22 protein-coding genes are annotated in these 21894 nt (G+C 70.0%); 5 read left to right on the top strand and 17 right to left on the bottom strand.

What is annotated here, in order from left to right; genetic code table 11:
• Positions 1–69 precede the first annotated feature (69 nt).
• The 10 genes from mutM to H7J06_RS06895 form a co-directional block, all read right to left on the bottom strand.
• The gene (mutM, locus tag H7J06_RS06940; RefSeq protein WP_264037952.1) at positions 70–924 is read right to left on the bottom strand and encodes a bifunctional DNA-formamidopyrimidine glycosylase/DNA-(apurinic or apyrimidinic site) lyase; all 855 of its coding nucleotides are present in this window, start codon (positions 922–924) and stop codon (positions 70–72) included.
• Positions 917–1630: a ribonuclease III gene (rnc, locus tag H7J06_RS06935; protein WP_264037951.1), complete on the bottom strand. Its 714-nt coding sequence runs from the start codon at positions 1628–1630 to the stop codon at positions 917–919. Before rnc ends, mutM begins: the two co-directional genes overlap by 8 nt.
• The gene (locus H7J06_RS06930; RefSeq protein ID WP_264037950.1) at positions 1627–2241 is read right to left on the bottom strand and encodes a YceD family protein; all 615 of its coding nucleotides are present in this window, start codon (positions 2239–2241) and stop codon (positions 1627–1629) included. Before H7J06_RS06930 ends, rnc begins: the two co-directional genes overlap by 4 nt.
• A 59-nt stretch (positions 2242–2300) precedes the next feature.
• Positions 2301–3038 carry a cell division protein SepIVA gene (gene sepIVA, locus H7J06_RS06925; RefSeq protein ID WP_264037949.1) on the bottom strand — a complete coding sequence of 246 codons (738 nt, stop codon included), beginning with the start codon at positions 3036–3038 and terminating at the stop codon, positions 2301–2303.
• A gap of 142 nt (positions 3039–3180) precedes the next feature.
• Complete coding sequence (coaD, locus tag H7J06_RS06920; RefSeq protein WP_264037948.1) at positions 3181–3660, bottom strand: pantetheine-phosphate adenylyltransferase; 480 nt, start codon at positions 3658–3660, stop codon at positions 3181–3183.
• Between the two features lie 11 nt (positions 3661–3671).
• Positions 3672–4238 carry a 16S rRNA (guanine(966)-N(2))-methyltransferase RsmD gene (gene rsmD, locus H7J06_RS06915; RefSeq protein ID WP_264038083.1) on the bottom strand — a complete coding sequence of 189 codons (567 nt, stop codon included), beginning with the start codon at positions 4236–4238 and terminating at the stop codon, positions 3672–3674.
• Positions 4235–7615 carry a pyruvate carboxylase gene (locus tag H7J06_RS06910; protein ID WP_264037947.1) on the bottom strand — a complete coding sequence of 1127 codons (3381 nt, stop codon included), beginning with the start codon at positions 7613–7615 and terminating at the stop codon, positions 4235–4237. The genes rsmD and H7J06_RS06910 overlap by 4 nt, the downstream gene beginning before the upstream one ends.
• A gap of 36 nt (positions 7616–7651) precedes the next feature.
• Positions 7652–8281 carry a vitamin K epoxide reductase family protein gene (locus H7J06_RS06905; RefSeq protein ID WP_264037946.1) on the bottom strand — a complete coding sequence of 210 codons (630 nt, stop codon included), beginning with the start codon at positions 8279–8281 and terminating at the stop codon, positions 7652–7654.
• Positions 8278–9138, bottom strand: a complete 861-nt coding sequence (locus tag H7J06_RS06900) for a DsbA family protein (protein ID WP_264037944.1) — start codon at positions 9136–9138, stop codon at positions 8278–8280. Before H7J06_RS06900 ends, H7J06_RS06905 begins: the two co-directional genes overlap by 4 nt.
• Positions 9139–9172: 34 nt before the next feature.
• A complete protein-coding gene (locus H7J06_RS06895; protein ID WP_275079071.1) occupies positions 9173–10294 on the bottom strand; it encodes an alpha/beta hydrolase in 1122 nt (373 codons plus the stop codon).
• On the opposite strand from H7J06_RS06895, the gene H7J06_RS06890 reads away from it, so the two are divergent.
• Entirely contained in the window at positions 10293–11150 is an 858-nt protein-coding gene (locus H7J06_RS06890) for an aldo/keto reductase (RefSeq protein WP_264037943.1), read from the top strand. The genes H7J06_RS06895 and H7J06_RS06890 overlap by 2 nt on opposite strands.
• 5 nt (positions 11151–11155) lie before the next feature.
• Positions 11156–11992: an aldo/keto reductase gene (locus H7J06_RS06885; RefSeq protein ID WP_264037942.1), complete on the top strand. Its 837-nt coding sequence runs from the start codon at positions 11156–11158 to the stop codon at positions 11990–11992.
• Here the strand turns inward: H7J06_RS06885 and H7J06_RS06880 are convergent.
• The 3 genes from H7J06_RS06880 to H7J06_RS06870 are packed head-to-tail and all read right to left on the bottom strand — an operon-like array spanning position 11989 to position 16567.
• Positions 11989–12690, bottom strand: coding sequence for an HNH endonuclease family protein (locus H7J06_RS06880; protein WP_264037941.1), 702 nt, complete (start codon positions 12688–12690; stop codon positions 11989–11991). The genes H7J06_RS06885 and H7J06_RS06880 overlap by 4 nt on opposite strands.
• Positions 12687–14936, bottom strand: coding sequence for an ATP-dependent DNA helicase RecG (recG, locus tag H7J06_RS06875; protein WP_264037940.1), 2250 nt, complete (start codon positions 14934–14936; stop codon positions 12687–12689). Before recG ends, H7J06_RS06880 begins: the two co-directional genes overlap by 4 nt.
• 2 nt (positions 14937–14938) lie before the next feature.
• Entirely contained in the window at positions 14939–16567 is a 1629-nt protein-coding gene (locus H7J06_RS06870; RefSeq protein WP_264037939.1) for a fatty acid kinase ATP-binding subunit FakA, read from the bottom strand.
• A gap of 213 nt (positions 16568–16780) precedes the next feature.
• On the opposite strand from H7J06_RS06870, the gene rpmB reads away from it, so the two are divergent.
• Entirely contained in the window at positions 16781–16975 is a 195-nt protein-coding gene (gene rpmB, locus H7J06_RS06865) for a 50S ribosomal protein L28 (protein WP_079926245.1), read from the top strand.
• A gap of 99 nt (positions 16976–17074) precedes the next feature.
• On the opposite strand, the gene H7J06_RS06860 is transcribed toward rpmB, so the two are convergent.
• Complete coding sequence (locus H7J06_RS06860) at positions 17075–17758, bottom strand: uracil-DNA glycosylase (RefSeq protein WP_264037937.1); 684 nt, start codon at positions 17756–17758, stop codon at positions 17075–17077.
• A 28-nt stretch (positions 17759–17786) separates the two neighbouring features.
• Positions 17787–18743 (bottom strand): thiamine-phosphate kinase, encoded by a 957-nt coding sequence (locus H7J06_RS06855; protein WP_264037936.1) that lies wholly within the window; start codon positions 18741–18743, stop codon positions 17787–17789.
• Between the two features lie 99 nt (positions 18744–18842).
• Here H7J06_RS06855 and H7J06_RS06850 point away from each other — a divergent pair, with 99 nt between their 5' ends.
• Both H7J06_RS06850 and H7J06_RS06845 read left to right on the top strand, forming a co-directional pair.
• Complete coding sequence (locus H7J06_RS06850; protein WP_264037935.1) at positions 18843–19085, top strand: Lrp/AsnC ligand binding domain-containing protein; 243 nt, start codon at positions 18843–18845, stop codon at positions 19083–19085.
• 9 nt (positions 19086–19094) lie between these two features.
• On the top strand, positions 19095–19658 hold the full coding sequence (locus tag H7J06_RS06845; protein ID WP_264037934.1) for a DUF3515 domain-containing protein: 564 nt from the start codon (positions 19095–19097) through the stop codon (positions 19656–19658).
• Here H7J06_RS06845 and H7J06_RS06840 read toward each other — a convergent pair.
• Together H7J06_RS06840 and H7J06_RS06835 are read right to left on the bottom strand one after the other, a co-directional pair.
• Positions 19655–20770 carry a D-alanine--D-alanine ligase family protein gene (locus H7J06_RS06840; RefSeq protein ID WP_264037933.1) on the bottom strand — a complete coding sequence of 372 codons (1116 nt, stop codon included), beginning with the start codon at positions 20768–20770 and terminating at the stop codon, positions 19655–19657. The two genes, H7J06_RS06845 and H7J06_RS06840, sit on opposite strands and share 4 nt — an antisense overlap.
• 18 nt (positions 20771–20788) lie before the next feature.
• On the bottom strand, positions 20789–21892 hold the full coding sequence (locus H7J06_RS06835) for a cystathionine gamma-lyase (protein WP_264037932.1): 1104 nt from the start codon (positions 21890–21892) through the stop codon (positions 20789–20791).
• Positions 21893–21894: the final 2 nt, after the last annotated feature.

Below are 21894 nucleotides of genomic sequence, written 5' to 3'. Positions count from 1 at the left end.
TAATGGGTGGTGGCATCGACGGGAACCGCCAATCGACAATCGGTCTCGCACGGAATCGAGCCCCTGCGGTCAGGAGGACCGACGCGGGCGGGGCTGGCATTTCGGGCAGTAGTACGACGACCTGTTCATGAACTTCTCGCGCGTGATGGCGGTGCCGCAGCGTCGGCACGGCTGACCCTCCCGGCCGTAGGCGTCCAGCGACCGGTCGAAGTAGCCCGACTCGCCGTTGACGTTGACGTAGAGCGAGTCGAACGACGTACCGCCCTGGCCGAGCGCGTCGGTCATCACGTCGGTGGCATGTCCGAGCAGGGCGGCCAGCGTCGGCTTGGTCAGCGTCTCCGCGATCCGCGCACCGTTGACCTTCGTCCGCCACAGCGACTCGTCGGCGTAGATGTTGCCGATGCCGGAGACCACCGTCTGGTCCAACAGTTGTCGCTTGATCTCGGAGTGCTTGCCGCGCAACACCTTCACCACCGCCGCCCGATCGAACAGGGGGTCCAGCGGGTCGCGCGCGACATGCGCGACGGGCAGGGGCACCTCGGTACCGTCGACGGTGACGAGCTCGGTCAGCATCCAGCCGCCGAACGTGCGCTGGTCGACGAAGCTCATCGCCGTTCCGTCGTCGAGCAGGGTGGCGACCCGGAGGTGTTCGGTCTTCGCCACCGGCCCCAACAGCATCTGCCCACTCATGCCGAGATGCACCACCAGGGCCTCGCCGCTGGACAACGTCAGCCACAGGTACTTGCCGCGCCGGCCCGTCCCGGTGACGACGTTGTCGAGCAGCCGCGCGGTCAGATCGGCAGGGCCCTCCACGTGCCGGCGCACGGCGCGAAGGTGGTTCACCCGTACCGCGGTGATCGTGCGCCCGACGACGTGGGCGGCGAGACCGCGGCGGACGACCTCGACCTCGGGTAGCTCAGGCATTCCGCGCTTCGGTGCCCAGCGCCTGGATCGCCTTGTAGGCCGCGGCGGCCGCCTGCTGCTCGGCCTCCTTCTTGGTGCGGCCCTCGCCGTGGCCCAGATCGTCGGTGCCGACGACGGCCCGGGCGGTGAAGCGTTTGTCGTGTTCCGGGCCGGTCGACGAGACGACGTAGGCCGGGACGCCCAGCCTGCGGACCGCCGCCAGTTCCTGCAGGCTGGTCTTCCAGTCCAGGCCCGCACCCAGGTTTGCCGCGGCCTCCAGCACGTCGGAGAACAGCCGGATGACGACGTCGCCGGCCACCTCGTGGCCGTGGTGGACGTAGGTCGCCCCCAGCAGCGACTCCACGGCGTCGGCGAGCAGGTTGGCCTTGTGCGCGCCGCCGCTGCCGATCTCGCCGCGACCCAGCAACAGGTAGGCGCCGAGGCCGTCGGGGGTCAGCGTCCTGGCGATCCCGGCCAGTGCCTGGGTGTTGACCACGGCGGACTTCAGCTTGGCCAGTTCGCCCTCGCTGCGGTCCGGGTACTTGGTGAAGATCTCGGCGGTGATCACCAACCCGAGTACGGCGTCGCCGAGGAATTCGAGCCGCTCGTTGGTGGGCAGGCCGCCCGCCTCGTAGGCGTAGCTGCGGTGGGTCAGCGCGAGGGTCAGCAGATCGTCGGGAAGGTCGACGCCGAGCGCTTCGAGCAGAGGTGTCCGGTCGACCGTCACTCGCGATCCCCAGCTGCCGGATCCTCCTCGACGGTCTTCAGCGCCGCGAGCTTGGCCCATCTCGGGTCGATGACGTCGTGGCCGTGCGGCTCGGCGTCGTTCTCGAACTCGGCCAACGGAACTCCGCACTCCGGGCACAGGCCGGGGCAGTCCTCGCGGCACACCGGGGAGAACGGCAGCTGCATCCCGACGGCGTCGATGATGGGCTGCTCGACGTCGACCGTGTCGTCGACGACGCGTCCCACCTCGTCGTCGTCGTCGGTGGTGGCTTCGGTGGCGCTGTCGGGGTAGGCGAACAACTCGGTGAGGTAGATCTCGACGTCGCCCGACACCGGGGTCAGGCAGCGGGCGCACTCGCCGCTCGTCGGCGCCGACACCGGACCGCTGACCAGCACGCCCTCGGACACCGATTCCAGGCGCAGGTCGAGGGTGACTGGAGCGCCCTCGGGGATGGCGATCAGTTCGATGCCGATTCGCGACGGGGCGGGCACCGTCTCGGAGTAGGTGATCATCGAACCGGGCCGCATGCCTAGCCGCGAAATGTCGAGCACGAAGGGCGATTGATGGCCGCCCCTCGTGCGCTCACGGGCACCACGCTTCGATCCGGCCATTCGTCGATCCTACGGCGACGGCCCCACCCGTCCCGAATCCGATCGCGGGCGGGGCGTGTCTACCGTTGGGCGTAGTCGTGCGTGCCGGCGGCGGTCCGCAACTGGTGGCGTCCCCGTCCGACCGAACGCAGCGTGCCGTTGAGGTAGTCCTCGAATTCGGCCAGCTTGCTGTCCACGTAGATGTCGCACTCGCCGCGCAGGCGATCGGCCTCGGCGTGAGCGGTGTCGATCAGGCGGGTGGCCTCCGAGGTCGCGGTCTGCACGATCTCGGTCTGCGAGACCAAACGCTGCTGTTCCTTGATGCCCTCCTGGACGGCCTTCTCGTAGGAGAGGTTGCCGTTCTCGATGAGGCGGTCGGCTTCGGCCTTGGCGCGTCCGGTGCTGGCCTCGTACTCGCGCTTGGCGGTCGACATGATCCGGTTCGCCTCTTCGCGGGCCTCGCCGACCATCCGCTCGCTGTGCTGGCGAGCTTCGCCGACCATGCGGTCGGCCTGCGCCTTGGCGTCGGCGAGGATGCGGTCGGCCTCACCGCGGGAGTGGTTGAGCAGCGAGTCGGCCTCCGCGGTGGCATTGGCCACCATGGAGTCGGCATGATCCTTGGCCTCGCGCAACATGCCGTCGCGGGCGTCGAGCACGTCTTGGGCGTCGTCGAGTTCGCCGGGGATGGCGTCCTTGATGTCGTCCAGCAGTTCGAGCACGTCGCCTCGGGGAACCATGCAGCCGGCCGTCATCGGCACACCGCGGGCTTCCTCGACGATGGCTCCGAGCTCGTCTAGCGCCTCGAATACTCGGTACACGGCAACACCCTCCCGGCCTAGTTGGTCGTTACCAGTGTGCCTGGTGTTACTCGTGTGACTCGGTACGCCACGCCGGTGAGTCGCGCATTCGCCCACCACACCGCTCCCCCGACGAAAGTGCCGGGAGACGCGGCGACGGGGGTCAGCGCGAGGCGAGCTTGGCGCGCAGCCGCGCGTTCACCGCCTCCGGCAGCAGCTCCGAGACGTCGCCGCCGAGCAGGGCGATCTCCTTGGCGAGCGACGACGACACAAAGGAATACCGCGGGTTGGTGGCCACGAAGAACGTGTCGACGCCCGCGACGTGCTTGTTCATCTGCGCCATCTGCAGCTCGTATTCGAAGTCGGTGCCCGATCGCAGCCCCTTGACGATCGCCGAGATTCCACGGGAGGTCACGAAGTCGACGACGAGCCCGGTGCCGCTCTCCACCCGCACGTTCGGCAGGTGCGCGGTCGACTCGCGGATCAGCTCCATGCGCTCGTCGGGGGTGAACATGCCCGACTTGTTGGGGTTGACCAGCACGGCGACGACGACCTCGTCGAACTGAGCTGCCGCCCGTTCGAACACGTCGACGTGACCGAGGGTGACGGGATCGAACGAGCCCGGGCATACGGCGCCACTCATGTCCGACGACGCTACGCGATCTCCCCGAACTCCAGGCGGGTGTCTCCGTAGCGGCGGTCCCGGCCCGCGGTCCACCCGGTGGGCCACGCCAGCGGGGGCGCCGACGCCGGACGCTCGACGACCGCGACGGCGCCAGGCGCCACCCAGCCCCCGTCGACCAGCGCCGCGAGCACCGCCGCCACGTCGGCCGACGACACCTCGTACGGCGGATCGGCGAACACCAGGTCTGCCGGTCGCTCGTTGCGCGTGGCCAGCACCGAGGCAACCGTGCCGCACCGCACCCGTGCGCCAGTCACGCCGAGCGCCGCCACGTTCTCGGAGATGACGGCCGCCGCGCGGCGGTCGGCCTCGACGAAGAGTGCGGTGTCGGCGCCTCGCGAAAGCGCCTCCAGCCCAAGCGCTCCCGAGCCCGCGTAGAGGTCCAGCACCGAGCTGCCTGCGAAGTCCAGCCGAGCCGCCAGGACGTTGAACAACGACTCGCGGACCCGGTCGGTGGTCGGGCGGGTACCCGTCCCGGAACGCCCCTGCGGCACCGCGATGCGACGACCCCCGAACCGACCCCCGATGATCCGGGTCAGTGGATCACCGCCAGGAGGTCTCCACCTTCGACCTGTGCCGTCGCCGAGACCGCCACCCGCTCGACGGTGCCCGCCTTGGGCGCGGTGATCGCCGCCTCCATCTTCATCGCCTCGATGGTCGCGATGGTCTCCCCCGCCTCGACACTCGCGCCGGCCTCGACGTTGACGGTCACCACCCCGGCGAACGGCGCCGCGACGTGGTCGGCGTTGGTCCGGTCCGCCTTCTCCGCGGCCGGCACCGTGTCGGCGATGCTCTCGTCGCGCACCACGACCGGACGCAGCTGCCCGTTCAGAATGCACATCACCGTGCGCATCCCGCGCTCGTCGGGCTCGGAGATGGCCTCCAGCCCGATGATCAGGTCCACGCCGCGGTCGATCTGGATGCGGTGCTCGTCGCCGTAGCGCAGACCGTAGAAGAACTGGTTGGCGCTCAACCGCGAGGTGTCCCCGTAGGCCTCGCGGTGCGCCTCGAATTCCTTGGTGGGCCCGGGGAACAGCAGCCGGTTCAGCGTCCGCTGCCGAACCGCGCCCGGCTCGGCCAGCAGGGCCTCGTCCTGCGCGCTGAGCTCCGCGGTCGGCTTGGCCGGCGACCGGCCGGCCAACGCCTTGGTGCGCAACGGTTCCGGCCACCCCCCCGGCGGATCCCCCAGCTCGCCACGCAGGAACCCGATGACCGACTCCGGGATGTCGAATCGCGCTGGGTCGGCGGCGAATTCGTCGGCCGTCGCGCCTGCGCCGACCAACGCCAGCGCCAGGTCGCCGACCACCTTCGACGACGGCGTGACCTTCACCAGATGACCCAGCACCCGGTCGGCACCGGCGTAGGCGTTCTCGACGTCCTCGAACCGGTTGCCCAGCCCGAGTGCGATGGCCTGCTGGCGCAGATTCGACAGCTGCCCGCCGGGAATCTCGTGGCTGTACACCCGACCGGTTGGCGCGGGCAGCCCACTCTCGAAGGGCGCGTACACCTTTCGCAGCGCCTCCCAGTACGGCTCCAAGTCGCATACGTTGCGCAGCGAGAGCCCGGTGTCGTACGGGGTGTGCATCGCCGCGGCCACGATCGAGGACAGCGCCGGCTGACTGGTGGTGCCCGCCAACGGCGCCGCCGCCCCGTCGACCGCGCTGGCGCCCGCCTGCCACGCCGCGGTGTAGGTCGCCAACTGCCCACCAGGGGTGTCATGGGTGTGCACGTGCACCGGCAGATCGAACCGGCTGCGCAACGCCGACACCAGCGTCGCCGCCGCAGGTGCCCGCAGCAGGCCCGCCATGTCCTTGATCGCCAATACGTGCGCGCCCGCTTCGACGATCTGCTCGGCCAGCCCCAGGTAGTAGTCCAGGGTGTAGAGCGTCTCGGCGGGGTCGGACAGGTCACCGGTGTAACTCATCGCCACCTCGGCCACCGCGGTACCCGTCGCGCGGACCGCGTCGATCGCCGGGCGCATCGAGTCGACGTTGTTCAGCGCGTCGAAGATGCGGAAGACGTCGACGCCCGTGGCCGTGGCCTCCTCGACGAACGCATCGGTGACCGTCTCGGGATACGGGGTGTACCCGACGGTGTTGCGACCCCGCAGCAGCATCTGCAGACAAATGTTGGGCACCACCTCGCGCAAGGCCGCGAGCCGCTCCCACGGGTCCTCCTTGAGGAACCGCAGCGCCACGTCGTAGGTCGCCCCGCCCCAACACTCGATGGACAGCAGCTCGGGGGTCATCCGCGCGATGTACGGTGCCACCGCCAGCAGACCTGAGGTGCGCACCCGGGTGGCGAGCAACGACTGATGCGCATCGCGGAAGGTGGTGTCGGTGACCCCCACCGCGGGAGAATCCCGCAACCACGCCGCGAAACCGTCGGGCCCCAACTGAATCAGCCGCTGCCTGCTGCCAGGCGGCGGGACGGAATCAAGGTCCACGTCGGGGAGCTTGTCCTGCGGATACACCCGGTCACGGTCGCCGAAGGGCGAGTTGACCGTCACCTCGGCGAGGTAGTTGATGATCTTCGTGCCACGGTCGGCCGAGGCGTGCCCGGTCAGCAGTTGGGGTCGTTCGTCGATGAACGACGTCGTCACCCGCCCGGCCCGGAAGTCCGGATCGTCGACCACCGACAGCAGGAACGGAATGTTGGTCGACACCCCCCGGATGCGGAACTCGGCCAGCGCCCGCCGCGCCCGGGCCACCGCGGTGGAGAAGTCCCGGCCCCGACACGTCAGCTTCACCAGCATCGAGTCGAAGTGTGCGCCGATCTCCGCACCCAGCGTCGTGCCGCCGTCCAGCCGGATGCCCGCCCCGCCCGGGGACCGGTACCCGGTGATGCGGCCGGTGTCCGGGCGGAAGCCCTTGGCCGGGTCCTCGGTGGTGATGCGGCACTGCATGGCCGCGCCGCGAATGTGGATCGAGTCCTGGCTCAGCTGCAGGTCGGCGAGCGTCTCCCCCGCGGCGATGCGCAACTGACTCGCGACCAGGTCGACGTCGGTGATCTCCTCGGTGACGGTGTGTTCGACCTGGATGCGAGGGTTCATCTCGATGAAGACGTGGTTGCCGCGCTCGTCGAGTAGGAATTCGACGGTCCCGGCGCACGAGTAGCCGATCTGCCGGGCAAAGGCGACCGCATCGCCGCACATCCTGGCCCGCAGCTCGTCGGACAGGTTGGGCGCCGGCGCGAGCTCGATGACCTTCTGGTGGCGGCGCTGAACGCTGCAGTCCCGCTCGAAGAGGTGGATGACGTTGCCCTTGCCGTCGGCGAGGATCTGCACTTCGATGTGACGCGGGTTGAGCACCGCCTGCTCGAGGTAGACGTTGCCGTCGCCGAACGCCGACTCCGCCTCCCGGCTGGCGGCCTCGATCGCCTCGGCCAACGACTCGGGATCGGTGACCCGCCGCATGCCGCGGCCACCGCCGCCCGACACCGCCTTGACGAACAGCGGGAAGTCCATGTCCGCCGAGGCGGCAACCAGCTCGTCCACCGAGTCCGACGGCGCCGACGACGCCAGCACCGGCAGACCGGCCTCCCGCGCCGCGGCGATCGCCCTGGCCTTGTTTCCCGTCAGCTCCAACACATGGGCACCCGGGCCCACGAAGGTGATGCCCGCCTCCGCGCACGCGGCGGCGAGTTCCGGATTCTCCGAGAGGAACCCGTACCCCGGGTACACCGCGTCGGCACCCGAGTGCCGGGCAACGCGGATGATCTCGTCGATCGACAAGTACGAGCGCACCGGGTGCCCCGGCTCACCGATCTGATACGACTCGTCGGCCTTCAAACGGTGCGCCGAGTTGCGGTCCTCGTAGGCGTACACCGCAACCGTCGCGATGTTCATCTCATAGGCGGCACGGAACGCCCGAATGGCTATCTCACCGCGATTGGCGACCAGGAGTTTGGAGATCACGCGGGCTACCCTAACGTGGCCGTCGTCCGGCCCGGTCTAGATCAGCGTCGACCAGTAGGCCCAGAATCGGACCAGGATGAGCAGGATCAGTCCGGTGAACCACAGCGCGACGAGCGACCACCGCCACTGATACAGGGCGCGGGCAAAGCCGTTGCCCGCCAAGGGTCGCAGCGCGATCGAGGACACCACCACCAGCAGCGGGATCGTCACCGACCACACCACCATGCAATACGGGCAGAGAGCTCCGATGACGTAGAGGCTCTGATAGATCAGCCAGTGGACGAAGACGGCGCCGAGGAGCGTGCCGACGGCGAGCCCGGTCCAAAACCATTGCGGCAGAGACACCTTGGCGACCGCCAGCACGCCGGCGACGACGACGACGGTGAACGCCGCAATGCCGATCAGCGGATTGGGGAATCCGAATGCCGCCGCCTGCGGGGTGACCATCACCGAGCCGCAGGACAGCACGGGGTTGATGCTGCACGACGGAACGTACGCGGGATTCTGCAGCAGCTTGATCTTCTCGATCGTCAGCGTGATCGCCGCGGTGAGCCCGACGATCCCGGCGATCAGCACCCAAACCGCGCTCGGCACCCGCACCCTCGCTCCGGCGCCCGACCGCGCCGGCAGGTCCGACGCCGTCTCGTCCGCGGCGGTGGTCGTCATCGCGTGGTCGTGGGGGTCGGGCTCCCGGTCGGCGCCGGGGCGGGCGCGGCAGCAGGCGGGGCGGTGGCGGTGGGGGTGCCGCCCGGCTGGATCGGGGCGGGCGCGGCAGGTGCGGCGGTCGCGCCGGGGATGTCGCCGACGATCTGCTTGATCTTCGCCACGAACGCGTCGGGGGTCGAGAACTTGTAGTCCTCGCCGTTGATGCGCACGGTCGGGGTGCCGGTGACGTTGGTCGCGGCCGCGAGACCCTTCACCATGTCGAGGTAGCGGCCGTTGTTGATGCACTCCGGCACCTTGCCGACGACCCCGGCCTGACGCGCGGTCTCGATCAGCTGCGCGTTGGTGGGGAACGACGTGCCCGTCTCACTGGGCTGCTGGGCGTACATCGCGGCGTGGAAGCGTCGGAAGGCCTGCTTGTCGGGGGTTGTGTCCTCGTCGGCCACGCAGTAGGCGGCCGCGCCCGCCCTCGAGGAGTAGTTCTGGTTGGACGGCCGGTCCAGGATCGCGACCATGTAGAAGTCGGTGGCGATCGCGCCGCTGTCGATCAGCTTGCTGATCGTCGGCCCGAAGGTCTGCTCGAAGTTCCCGCACACCGGACACAGGAAGTCCTCGTAGAGCGACACCACGGCCTTGGGCTCGGTGGTGCCCTCCTTGGTGATCACGTTGCTCGTCGCCACGCGGATCGACTTCGACTCGCCCCCTGCGGGTTTGGTGCTGCCAGAGGTGACGATGTAGGCGACCAAGGCCACGGCGAAGATGATCACGACCGCGGTGAGTCCGACCTGAATCATCACGTTGCGCCTGCGGTCCGCAGCCTTCAGGTCGTAGCTGGCGGTCTTCTTCGGTTTCGTGGCCACGGCCCTAGGGTACCGGCGGTCTGCGGCGGCTCCCTCAGCCCCGGCTCAGGTGAGCCCGAACGGCGGAGACCACCTCGGCGGTGGCGGTCGCGCTGGCGCCCCCGAGGGGGAAGAAGTTGGCGAACGCGTGCACCAGCGGACCGAACTGCCGGTGGTCGACGGTGACACCCGCCGCGGCGAGGGCCTCGGCATACTGATTGCCCTCGTCGCGCAACGGGTCGAAGCCTCCCGTGAGCACCATCGCCGGCGGCAGCCCGGAGAGGTCGTCGGCCCGCAACGGCGAGATGCGCGGGTCGTCGGTGTCCAGCGCCGACCCGGCCAGGTAGTTGTCCCGGAACCAGTCCATGTCCGTCTTGGTCAGGAAGAAGCCGTCGGCGAAGAGGGTCTTGGACCTGGTGTCGCTGCTGAAGTCGGTGGCCGGGTAGAGCAGCACCTGCAACGCGGGCAGCGCGATCCCGCCGTCGCGCGCCAATAACGACACCACCGCCGACAGGTTGCCGCCCGCGCTGTCGCCGCCGACGGCCACCCGGGACGGGTCGGCCCCGAGCTCGGCGGCGTGCTCGAGCGCCCAGCGGTAGGCGGCGAAGCAGTCGTCGACTGCAGCGGGCGCGGGATGCTCCGGGGCGAGCCGGTAGTCGACCGCCATCACGTGAATTCCGGCGTCGCGGCACAGCAACCGGCACAGGGCGTCGTGGGTGTCGAGGTCCCCGACGACGAAGCCGCCGCCGTGGAAGAACACCATCAGGGGTGCCGGGGGCCCGGCAGACGCGTCGACCGGGGTGTAGTGCCGCACCGGCAGCGGCCCCGCCGGGCCGGGGATGGAGTCGTCCCGGACGCCGACCGCGATGCCGGCGTCGATCATCGCCGACAGCGTGCGCAGCTGGGACCGGGCGACGAGGACGTCACTGCTGGCCACCAGCCCGTTGACGCCCGCCGAGCGCTGCGCGGCGAGCATGAACTGCAGCGTCGTGTCCAGGGTGTTCCCGTCGATCGTCACCGTGCGACGGCCCAGCAGGAGCCGCTTGACGGCGTCGGGCAGGTGCGGCAGCAGCCGCAGCATCACCTGACTGGAGGCGTTGACCATCGCCAGCCGGGCCCGCCCGGGACGAGCGGCCTCCGCGTGCGGCACGGATACGACTGGCAGACTTCCCGTCATGGCTTCTCCTTCGAACACGTCGGTTCCCTCGGTCGCGCTGAACGACGGGCACTCGATCCCCACCATCGGCCTGGGAGTGTGGCAGACCCCGGCCGGAGAGACCGAACGCGCCGTCGGCGCCGCGCTGGACGCAGGCTATCGGCACGTCGACACGGCGGCGGCGTACGGCAACGAAGCGGAGGTGGGCAAGGCGCTCGCCGCCGCGGCGAACGGCGGCCTGGCCAGGGACGACGTCTACGTCGTCACCAAGCTGTGGAACGCCGACCAGGGATACGACTCGACGCTGCGGGCCTTCGACCTGAGCATGGAGAAGCTGGGCCTGGACTACCTGGACCTCTACCTCGTGCACTGGCCGCTGCCGGAGGTCAACCGCTTCGTGGACACGTTCAAGGCCTTCGCGCACCTGCGGGATAAGGGTCGAATTCGCTCGATCGGCGTCAGCAACTTCGAGCCCGAACACCTGACCACCCTGGTCGACGCGACCGGGATCGTGCCGGCGGTCAACCAGATCGAGCTGCATCCCCTACTGCCGCAACGGGAGTTGCGGGAGGTGCACGCCAGGATGGGCATCGCCACCGAGGCGTGGAGCCCGCTGGGGCAGGGCTCGCTGCTGGAGAACGCGACCGTCGCCGCCATTGCCGAGGCCAAGAGAAAAACGCCAGCGCAGGTGCTGATTAGGTGGCACGTCCAGCTCGGTAATATCGTCATCCCGAAATCGGTGAACCCCGACAGGATTGCGAGCAACTTCGACGTGTTCGACTTCGAACTCGCCGAATCGGACCTGGCGTCCATCGCCTCGCTCGAAGACGGGACTCGACTGGGTCCCGATCCACGGACCTTCAACTTCACAGGGTAGGTGACATGACCTCGGCGGCAATTCCAGCGGTGGCACTCAACGACGAGAACAGCATCCCGTCTCTCGGGATCGGCGTCGGCGAGCTGTCCGACGCCGAAACCGAACGCGCCGTGACCACCGCACTGGAGATCGGCGTCCGGCTGATCGACACGGCGGCGGCCTACGGCAACGAGGCGGCGGTGGGACGCGCCATTGCCGCGTCGGGCGTGCCGCGCGCGGAGATCTTCGTGACCACGAAGCTGGCGACCACAGACCAGGGCTTCCGGGCGGCGCAGGACGCGTGCCGGGCCAGCATCGAGCGCCTCGGCACCGAGTACGTCGACGCCTATCTGATCCACTGGCCGGGCGGTGATCCCGGGGTCTACCTGCACAGCTGGGGCGGCATGCTGAAGCTGCGCGAGGACGGCCTCGCCAAGTCGATCGGCGTGTGCAACTTCTCGGCCGAGGATCTCTCCAACCTCGTCGAGCTGTCCTACGTCGCGCCGGCGATCAACCAGATCGAGTTGCATCCGCTGCTCAACCAGGCGGCGCTGCGCGCGGCGAACGCCGAACACGACATCGTCACCGAGGCCTACGGACCGCTGGGCGTCGGTCGCCTGCTCGACAACCCGACCGTCACCTCGATCGCCGGACAGTACGGCAAGTCCCCGGCACAGGTGCTGATCCGGTGGAGCCTGCAGCTCGGCAACGTGGTGATTCCCCGCTCGGCCACGCCGGAGCGCATCGTGGAGAACGCCGACGTGTTCGAGTTCGAGCTCGCGGCCGAGCACATGGACGCGCTGAACGGCCTCGACGAGGGCACCCGCTTCCGGCCCGACCCGGCCACCTACACCGGGAGCTAAGCCGCCGGGCAGGTGCTCGTGGCGTCGCGCAACACCATCGCCGACCTGTCGTCGACCGGCAGGGCGTATCCCCTCAACACCGACGCGAACTGCACCGCGTACTGACACCAGAACGCGTGGTTGGGCGGCATCCACAGTGCCGGCTCCTTGTCGCCCTTGTCCTGGTTCGCCTTGCCTTGCACCGCAAGCAGATTCGCCGGGTCGTTGGCGAACCGTCTGCGCATGTCGTCGGTCCAGTTCCTGGCGCCGAGATCCCACGCCAGTGCCAGCGGCACGATGTGGTCGATCTGCACCGAGGCACCCACCTGATTGCCCCGGGTGAACGCGACGGTGTCGTTGGTGTACGGGTCGTACAGGGTGCCGGTGGCGACGGCCATGGGGCATCGCGAGATGACCGTGAAGGTCTTGTCGACCAAGTCGCGGTCGAGGATGTCGTTGCGGGTGTCGCAGCCGTTGTGGCCGCCGGGTGCGGTGGTGTCGTCGGTCCAGGCCTCGCCGAAGGCGATTCGGCGGTAGTCCCGTTCGTGCACCCGGGCCGGGATCGACGGGATTCCGGCGAGGACGTCGACCCCGGGCGCCACGACGGGGACGTCGGCGCCGGCGACGAATCGGTCTTCGCGGCCGGCGGCCGTGGTGACCTGGAAGGCCACCACGACGGCCACCGCGACCGCCGCCACCAGCCAGCCGGGCGACCTCACGCCTTGTCCAGGTACTCGACGCGCTCGGTCTCGGCGAACGGTGCTGCCAGCACCTCGATTCCGCGGTGGTCGACGAGTTTCGGGTCCGCCTCGTAGACCTCCTCGGCGAACGTCCGGGCGGCCTCGATGATCTCGCGGTGCTCGGCCAGCGACAGCATCTTCAACGTGATGGGCCGGCCGGACTGGCTCAGTCCCAGCACGTCGCCCTCGCGCCGCTCCTGCAGGTCCAGGTCGGCGAGCACGAAGCCGTCCTGGGTGGAGGCGACGGCCTTCAGCCGTGCACCCGCCTTGGACTCCTCGGGAAGATTGGTCGCCAGCAGGCACAGGCTGGGATGCTCGCCGCGCCCGATGCGGCCGCGCAGTTGGTGCAGCTGACTGATGCCGAACCGGTCGGCGTCCATCACGACCATCACGGTGGCGTTGGGCACGTCGACGCCGACTTCGATCACGGTGGTGCACACCAGCACGTCGACCTCGCCGGCGCGGAACGCCATCATGACGGCGTCCTTCTCCTCGGCGGGCAGCCGGCCGTGCATCAGACCCAGTCGCAGGCCGGCGAGCGGGCCTGCGCCCAGCCTTTCGAACAGCTCCACGACGGAGGTGACCGGTGGACCCGCCTCGCTGGCCGTCTGTTTCTTCTTGCCGGAATCCTTTGCCGCCCCGTCGTTCTCGTCGATGCGGGAGGCGACGACGTAGGCTTGGCGGCCGGCGTCGACCTCCTCGATGATGCGCTGCCAGGCCCGCTGCAGCCACGCGGGCTTTTGGCCGACGAAGATGGTGTTGGTGGCGATCGGCTGCCTCCCCCGCGGCAGCTCGCGAAGAACCGACGTCTCGAGGTCGCCGTAGACGGTGAGCGCGACCGTCCGCGGAATCGGCGTCGCGGTCATCACCAGCAGATGCGGGGTGATGCCCGCGACGGCCTTGGCGCGCAGGCGGTCTCGCTGCTCGACGCCGAACCGGTGCTGCTCGTCGACGACGACCATACCGAGATTGCGAAATTCGACGGCGTCCTGCAGCAGTGCATGGGTGCCGATGACGATGCCCGCCTCACCGCTGGCCACCTCGTTGCGCACGTCGCGCTTCTGCGCGGCGGTCATCGACCCGGTCAGCAGCGCGACCCTGGTCGCCCCCTCCAAACCGCCAAGTTCCCCACCGGAGGCCAGCGGACCCAGCACGTCACGGATCGACCGAAAGTGCTGGACGGCAAGCACTTCCGTCGGGGCGAGCAACGCGCACTGGTACCCGGCGTCGACCATCTGCGCCATCGCCAGCACCGAGACGATCGTCTTGCCCGAACCCACCTCGCCCTGCAGCATGCGGTGCATCGGCCTGACGTCGGCCAGTTCGACGGTCAGCACGTCGAGGACGTCACGCTGGCCTTCGGTGAGGTCGAACGGCAGCTGCTGACTCAGCGCGGCCGCCAGCCCCCCGGGCCGCGGGGGCGCCGAGGGGCCCGCCTCGCTCAACTCGCCGTGGCGGCGTTCCACCAGCGCCCACTGCAACCCGACGGCCTCGTCGAACGCCAACCGCTGGCGGGCGAACTCCCTGTCGTCTTCGCGCTCGGCGAGGTGGATCGCCCGCAACGCCTCGTCCTCGGAGACCAGACCCCACTGCTCCCGGACGGATTCCGGGAGCGGATCCTCGACGGGATCCAGCACGTCGAGGACCTGACGGACGCATGCGTAGAGATCCCAGCTCTGTACCTTCGCCGACGCCGGGTAGATCGGAAAGAAGTCCCGCTCGAAGGCCGAGAGCAGTACTTCCCCGTCGGCTGCGCGCGAGGTCTCGGCGATCTTGGCAAGCGACTTGCTGCCCTTGCCCTGGCCGGTGCCCTCCAGCACCAGGAACGCCGGATGCGTCAGTTGCATCGCGCCGTTGAAGAACCCGACCTCGCCCGACAGCATCAGCCGGGTGCCCGGGACCAGGATCTTCTTGCTGAACTTCGCGTTGAAGAAGGTGGCGGTGACCCTGGGCTTGCGGTTGGCCAGGGTGATGACCAGGAATTCGCGCTTGGGTTGGCGGTTGGTCCAGCGGACGTCGGCCTTGGCGATCTCGTCGACGAAGGTGACGTGTTCGCCCTCCGCGGGGGGCTCCCAGCCCTCGTCGAGCACCGACACGCCGTGGCTGTAGGTGCGCGGATAGTGCCGCAACAGGTCGTCGACCGTGCGCAGGCCGAGGTGCTCCTCCAGCGGCTTGGCGGACTTGGCGCCGATGACCCGGTCCAGCGTGTCGGTGAGGTTGACCACCCCTACTCCACTCCGATCAGCAGCGCGTCGCCCCGGTGGCCCGTCTGATAGGTCACCAACTCGGCGCCGAGGTGGTTGTGGTGCACGTGGTCGCGCAGCGCGTCGCCCACCGCGGGGTCGACCCCGTCCCCGGTGAGCACCGTGACCAGTTCGCCGCCGGCGCTGAGCAACAGGTCGATCAGACCGGCGCCCGCGGCGGTCACGTCGCGCGCGACGATCAGGACCTCGTCACCGGAGATGGCCAGGCCGTCCCCGGGTCGGCACGCGCCGGCCCACGTGAGCGCCTTCTCTGCCGCCACGCGCACCGATCCGTGCCGGGCCCCGGCCGCGGCCCGGGCCATCGTGTACCCGTCGTCGACGGCCTGGCGGGTGACGTCGTGGACGGCCAGCGCGGCCAGGCCCTGGACCATCGACCCCGCGGGCACGGGCACCACGTCGATGCCCCATCCGATCGCGGCCGTGCAACCGGCCACCAGTTCTTCGGCCGCGACGTAGCCGTTGGGCAGCACCAGGATCTGTGCCGCGCCCGCGTCGATCAGGGCGCGCAGGAGTTGGTTGGCGCTGATCGCGGCGTCGCCGTCCTGGCGGAGGACGTGTGCACCCTCGCCCTCGAACAGGGCCGACGCACCGTCGCCGTCGACCACGGCGAGGACGGCGCGGTCACGGGTCCACCCACCGGAGGGATGGGACCCGCCGCCGGTGAGCGCGGTGATCTGGATCCGGCTCGGGGTGCCCGCGCTCAAGCCCGCTTCGACGGCGGCGCCCGCGTCGTCGGTGTGTACGTGCACCGAGTAGCGGCCGTCGGTCCCCGACGCGGCGATGGTGACGGAATCGCCGAGCCGCTCCAGTCGCAGCCGCAGATCGTCGAGACCGGGGTGGTCGCAGCCGTCGACGACGTACATCACCTCGAACTGCGGTGGCGCCCCGGTCGAGACGTCGGCCGGGGAGGCGTCGGGCCCGGACCGCTCGTAGGTCGCGCGATGCGGGGCGTGCCCGGTAAGGGTGGCGGTGAGGGCGTCGAGCAGGACGAGCAGCCCTCGACCGCCGGCGTCCACGACGCCCGCATCGGCCAGCACGTCGAGCTGCTCGGTGGTCTTTTCGAGCGCCACCACGGCGGCGTCGGCGGCGGTCGCGACGACCTCCGCGACGTCCGTGCCGTCGTCGGCGGCCCCCTCGGCGGCGCGCGCGGCGGCCGCGAGAACCGAGACGATGGTGCCAGGGACGGCGTGGCTCACGCAGGCGTCGGCGAGCACGACGGCGTGCCGCAACGCCGACGCGAGCAGCGGTCCGTCGACGTCGGCGAGCGCTCCCTCGCGTTCCTCGGCGGCTCCGCCTGCGACGTCGGCGAGGCCGCGCAGGATCTGGGAGAGGATCACCCCGGAGTTGCCGCGCGCCCCTTGGAGGGCGCCCTCGGCGAGGGCGGCGGCCACCTCGGCGACGTCGGTGGAGTGCAGTGACTCCGCCCTGGCTCCGGCCGCCCGCATGGTGAAGAGCATGTTGGTCCCGGTGTCGGCGTCGGCGACGGGAAACACGTTGAGTCGGTTGATCTCGTCGGTGCGCGCGATCAGGTGGGTGACGGCGGTGTGCGCCCACTCCCTCAACGCGGTGGCGTCGAGCCGGCGTGCGGACATGCCCAACCGCCTCTCCCTCGACTCAACGCGGCCGCGTGCGCGCCAGCCTAGCCAGTGTGTCCGACCAGTCCCCCTCCTCGCCGCGGTCATCCACGAGCTCGGGCGTCGGTGGACATCGTTTTGGTGATCCCAGGGGCGGCCGGTATCCTGGTCAGGTTGTTGGGTCACCCGCGTTGCGGTCGTTGGCCCCCAGTACCGATCAAGGAGTTTCACATGGCTGCGGTTTGCGATGTCTGCGGAAAGGGCCCCGGCTTCGGCAAGTCGGTGTCGCACTCCCATCGTCGGACGAACCGCCGGTGGGATCCGAACATCCAGACGGTGCACGCCGTCTCTCGCCCCGGTGGCAACAAGAAGCGCATCAACGCCTGCACCTCCTGCATCAAGGCGGGCAAGGTCGCGCGCGGCTGAGTGCCGCTCCACCTCTTCTTCTCTCGTCGAGTGTGCGGTGAGATCGTCCCGATTCGTCGGATCGCGATCTCACGGCACACTTGAATTTGTGGACTCCCTCTAGGGCAGTCGCCAGTCGACCGGTTCCCCACCCAGCTCCGCGAGTAGCTCGTTCGCGCGGCTGAACGGCCGGGACCCGAAGAACCCCCGTGACGCCGACAGCGGCGACGGATGCACCGACTCGATGGTCGCGCAGTGGGCACCCGTCAGCATCGGCTTCAACGTCTGTGCGTCGCGACCCCACAGCACCGCCACCATCGGCGACGGCCGGGCCACCAAGGCGCGAATCGCACACTCGGTGACGGCTTCCCAGCCCTTGCCGCGATGTGACGCCGGGCTGCCCGATCGGACCGTCAGCACCCTGTTGAGCATCATCACGCCCTGCTCGGCCCATGGCGTCAGGTCGCCACAGCTCGGCGCGGGATGGCCCAGATCGGTGGCGTACTCCTTGAAGATGTTGTCCAGGCTGCGCGGCAGCGGACGCACCTCGGGTGCCACCGAGAAACTCAGACCGACCGCGTGCCCGGGGGTCGGGTACGGATCCTGCCCGACGATGAGGACGCGCACCTTCTCGAGGGGAAAGGTGAAGGCACGCAGCACGTTCTCCCCCGCGGGCAGATAGCGCTGGCCCGCCGCGATCTCGGATCGGAGGAACTCGCCCATCTGGGCGACGTGGTCCTCGACCGGCGCCAGGGCGGTGGCCCAGCCGGGGTCGACGAGTTCGGAGAGGGGGCGTGCAGTCACGAGAGGTCAACCTAGCGTGCCCGTGCGGTCAGAACGACCGCCAGCCCCCGGGTCCGGTCCACGGGGCCCCGTCGACCAGCACCCGCGCGGGGCCGTCGCGAACCACGCCGATCGCGCGCCAGCCGGCGGGCACGGCACCGGGGAACGTCGCGACGAGCGCGTGGTCCTCACCACCGCCGAGCACCAGCCCCCAGGGGTCCTCCCCCGCTGCGGCGGCTGCCGCCGCGACGGCGCCGTGATCGGCCGCGAGCGCATCCCGCGACAGGTCGACGCCGACGGCCGAGGCGTCGGCGACGTGTCTCGCGTCGGCCAGCAGCCCGTCGGAGACGTCCGTCATCGCCGTGGCACCCGCGTCGGCGGCCACCCTGCCCTGGCCGTACGGCACCGACGGCACCAGATGAGCGCGCCGCAACTCGGGAAATGAGCGAATATCGTTGCGCCACAGGGCATAGCCGGCTGCCGACCGGCCGAGGCTGCCGACGACGGCCACCGTGTCACCCGGTCGGGCACCACCGAGCAGCACCGGCGCACGACCCGCCAGATCGCCGAGCACGGTCACCGAGACGACCCATTGCGACGCGGCGACGAGATCGCCTCCGACGATGCTCGCCCCGAACGCGCGGGCCTCGGCCCACATGCCGTCGGAGAGTTCCTCCGCGGCAGCCCCGGGGGTCGCCGCCGGCGCGCCGAACGCCACGACGAACGACGTGGCCGCAGCACCCATCGCCTCGACGTCGGCGGCATTCTGTGCGATCGCCTTGCGGCCCACGTCGTGCGGCGTCGACCAGTCCAGCCGAAAGTGCCTGCCCTCGACCAGCATGTCGGTCGACACCACGACCCGGCCGTCCGGCGCCGTCACCACCGCCGCGTCGTCACCGGGCCCGACGAGCACGCCGGGAGGATGCGTCCGGCCCTGGACGAGCCGGTCGATCACGACGAACTCGCCGAGGTCCGCCAGCGTCTCGGCGCGCTCGTCGTCGGTCATGTCACCCCTTGGTTGCGTGTCCTGAACACCGGCGCGACCTGCGGTAGGTTTGGTCCCTGCGGCGTGGAGTCTATGCAGCCCGAACGGAGGACGGCGCGAGTGGTCGAGGCATTCATGCTGGTTCAGACCGAGGTGGGTCGCGCCGAGGTCGTGGCCAAGCAACTCGCGGCGCTGGCGGGGGTGTCGTCGGCGGAGTACGTCACCGGCCCCTACGACGTCGTGGTTCGCGTGGCGGCCGAGACCGCGTCGGAGTTGCAGTCGGTCGTCGTGCCGAGCGTCCAAGGGGTGACGGGAATCACCCGCACCCTGACCTGTCCGATCGCCGAGGCGGCCCACTCCTAGAGTGCAGTGGTGACCGAGTTCGTTCCCCCCGCAGATCCCGACACCGAATCCGACGGACCTCCCCGACGAGTCCTGATCGCGGCAGTGGGCGTCGCGGTCGCGGCGGTCGTGGGCCTGCTCGCAGTGGCGGCCACCCGGGAGGCGACTCCCCCGCCGGCGCCCGTCGCCATCGCCGCCGCACCGGCACCCCAGGCCGACAGCGAGGGATGCAAGGCCCTGATGGCGGCCCTCCCCGACGACCTCGACGACTACCACCGGGCCGAGGCGATGGCACCCGCCCCGCAAAGCACCGCCGCGTGGCAGGCGGAGCCAGGAGGTGACCTGGTGGTCCTGCGCTGCGGAATCGACCGGCCCGACGACTTCTCCGCGAGCGCGCCCCTGCAGGGCGTCGACGACGTGCTGTGGTTCCGCATCCCCGGGGAGGGCCGCACCACCTGGGTCGCCGTCGACCGGCCGGTCTACGTCGCGCTGACGCTGCCCGACGGGTCGGGGCCGACGCCGATCCAGCTGCTGTCGGGAGCGGTGGCCAAGGCGATGCCCGCGGTCACCCCCGATCCGGGACCGTTGCGTTAACGCAGGCCGGTACCCCGTGCCACCGCGGTGTCGACCATCGCGGCCAGCAGTGTCGGATAGTCGACGCCGCTGGCGGCCCACATCCGCGGATACATCGAGATCGTGGTGAAGCCCGGCATGGTGTTGATTTCGTTGATCACCGGACCGTCGTCGGTGAGGAAGAAGTCGACGCGGGCGAGGCCCTGACAGTCGATGGCCCGAAACGCCTTGATCGCCAATTGCCTTATCTGGTCGGCGATCTCGTCGTCGATCTTGGCGGGCACGTCCAGCTCGGCGGCATCTTCGAGGTACTTGGTGGAGAAGTCGTAGAACGCGTCCTCCCGGCCACGGACGCCGGCCACCCGGATCTCCCCGACGGTGCTGGCCTCGACGCGACCGTCCGGGAACTCGAGGACGCCGCACTCCAGTTCACGACCGGGCACCGCGGCCTCGACGATCACCTTGGGGTCGTGCCGGCGCGCGTTGGCGACGGCCGCCGCGAGATCGTCCCAGGAGGTGACACGGCTGACGCCGATCGACGAGCCGCCCCGCGCGGGCTTGACGAACACCGGCAGGCCGAGCCGCTCGCGGTCCTCCAGCTCGAGGGTCTCGTCGTGGGCGCGCAGCACCACCTGGTCACCGATGGGCAGACCCTCGGCGGCGAGCAGCTTCTTGGTGAACTCCTTGTCCATGCCCGCCGCGCTGGCCAGCACACCGGCCCCGACGTAGGGCACCCCGGCGAGCTCGAGCAGCCCCTGGATGGTGCCGTCCTCGCCATATGGTCCGTGCAACACGGGGAACACCACGTCGACGGCCGCGAGGACGTCACCCGGGCCCTTGCCGAGGGACAGCAGTTCGCCGCGTCGACCGGGGTCGGCGGCGAGCGCAAGTGCCGTGCCCGCCGCGCTGGTGACCTCGGGGAGCTGGCCGTCGGTGATGGCGAGCGACTCGTGCCCACCGTCGGTCAGCACCCAGGACCCCTCGGGCGTGATGCCGACGGCGACCACGTCGAAGCGGTCCGGGTCGAGGTTGCGCAGGATGCTGCCAGCCGAAACGCACGAGATGGCGTGCTCGGAGCTTCGTCCGCCGTAGACGACGGCGACGCGGACGCGGGGGCTCGAGCTGTCGGTCACAACCTAGAGAGGCTACCGCTAGGCCAGTGCCGCGGTGATGTCGGCGATCAGATCGTCGGTGTCCTCGATGCCCAGCGACATCCGGGCGAACCCGTCCGGCACGGGGTCGCCCCAGCGCGCCCGCCGGTCCACCGACGTGTGCAGCCCTCCAAAACTGGTGGCGGCGACCAGCAGGTCGCTGCGCTCGACCAGACGGTGCACCGCGGCGGCGTCGGCCAGTTCGAAGGCGACGAGGCCGCCGAAGCGCCGCATCTGGGTGCACGCCACCGCGTGGGCCGGATCCTCGGGCAGCCCGGGGTACCGCACCGACCGTACCGCCGGGTGCTCCCGCAGCATCAGCGCCGTCGCCAGGGCGTTGTGGCACTGGCGTTCGACGCGCAGCCCGGCGCTGCCGAGACTGCGCAGCGCCAGCCACGCCTCGAACGGGCCCAGGATGGCGCCGGCCAGCAGACGTTCGCGTTCCACGGCCGCCATCACGTCGGTGTGACAGCTCGCGACGTACCCCGCGAGCAGATCGCTGTGGCCCGACAGCCCCTTGGTGGCACTGGCCACCACCAGGTCCGCGCCGAGGGAAAGCGGTTGCTGCCCAAGGGGTGTGGCAGCGGTGTTGTCGACGACGAGGGTGGCGCCGCGGCTGCGGCAGGTGATCGCCAAGGCGTGCAGGTCGACGACGTCGAGCGTCGGGTTGACCGGCGTCTCCGCGATGATGACGTCGGCGGACTCGGCTGCCTCGCGCATCTCGCCGGCGGCTACCTCGCGGACGGTCACGCCGAGGGGGGCCAGGTATTCCCCTGCGTAGAGGCGCACCTGGTAGTAGCCGTCGGCGGGGACCACCAGGGTGGTGCCCGGTTTGGCTAGGACCCGCAGCACCGAGGTGATGGCCGCCATCCCCGAACCGAAGGACAGCGCTGACGTCGCCCCCTCGAGCTCGGCGAGCGCCGATTCCAGTTGGCGCCAGGTCGGATTGGAGCTGCGCCCGTAGGTGTCGCCGGGCTGCGACTCGTCGGCCGAGAGGTGGTAGGCCGAGACGGGTACCGGTGGCGAGGAGACCGGCTGACCCGGAACGTGTTGTGAGGCAGCGGCCTTGACGCTGCGGGTGGAGTCTCCGTACTGACCGCTCATGA

The sequence above is a fragment of the Mycolicibacterium hodleri genome, assembly GCF_025822245.1.
GTDB lineage: Bacteria > Actinomycetota > Actinomycetes > Mycobacteriales > Mycobacteriaceae > Mycobacterium > Mycobacterium hodleri.
This window is presented reverse-complemented; position numbering and strand designations above follow the sequence as displayed.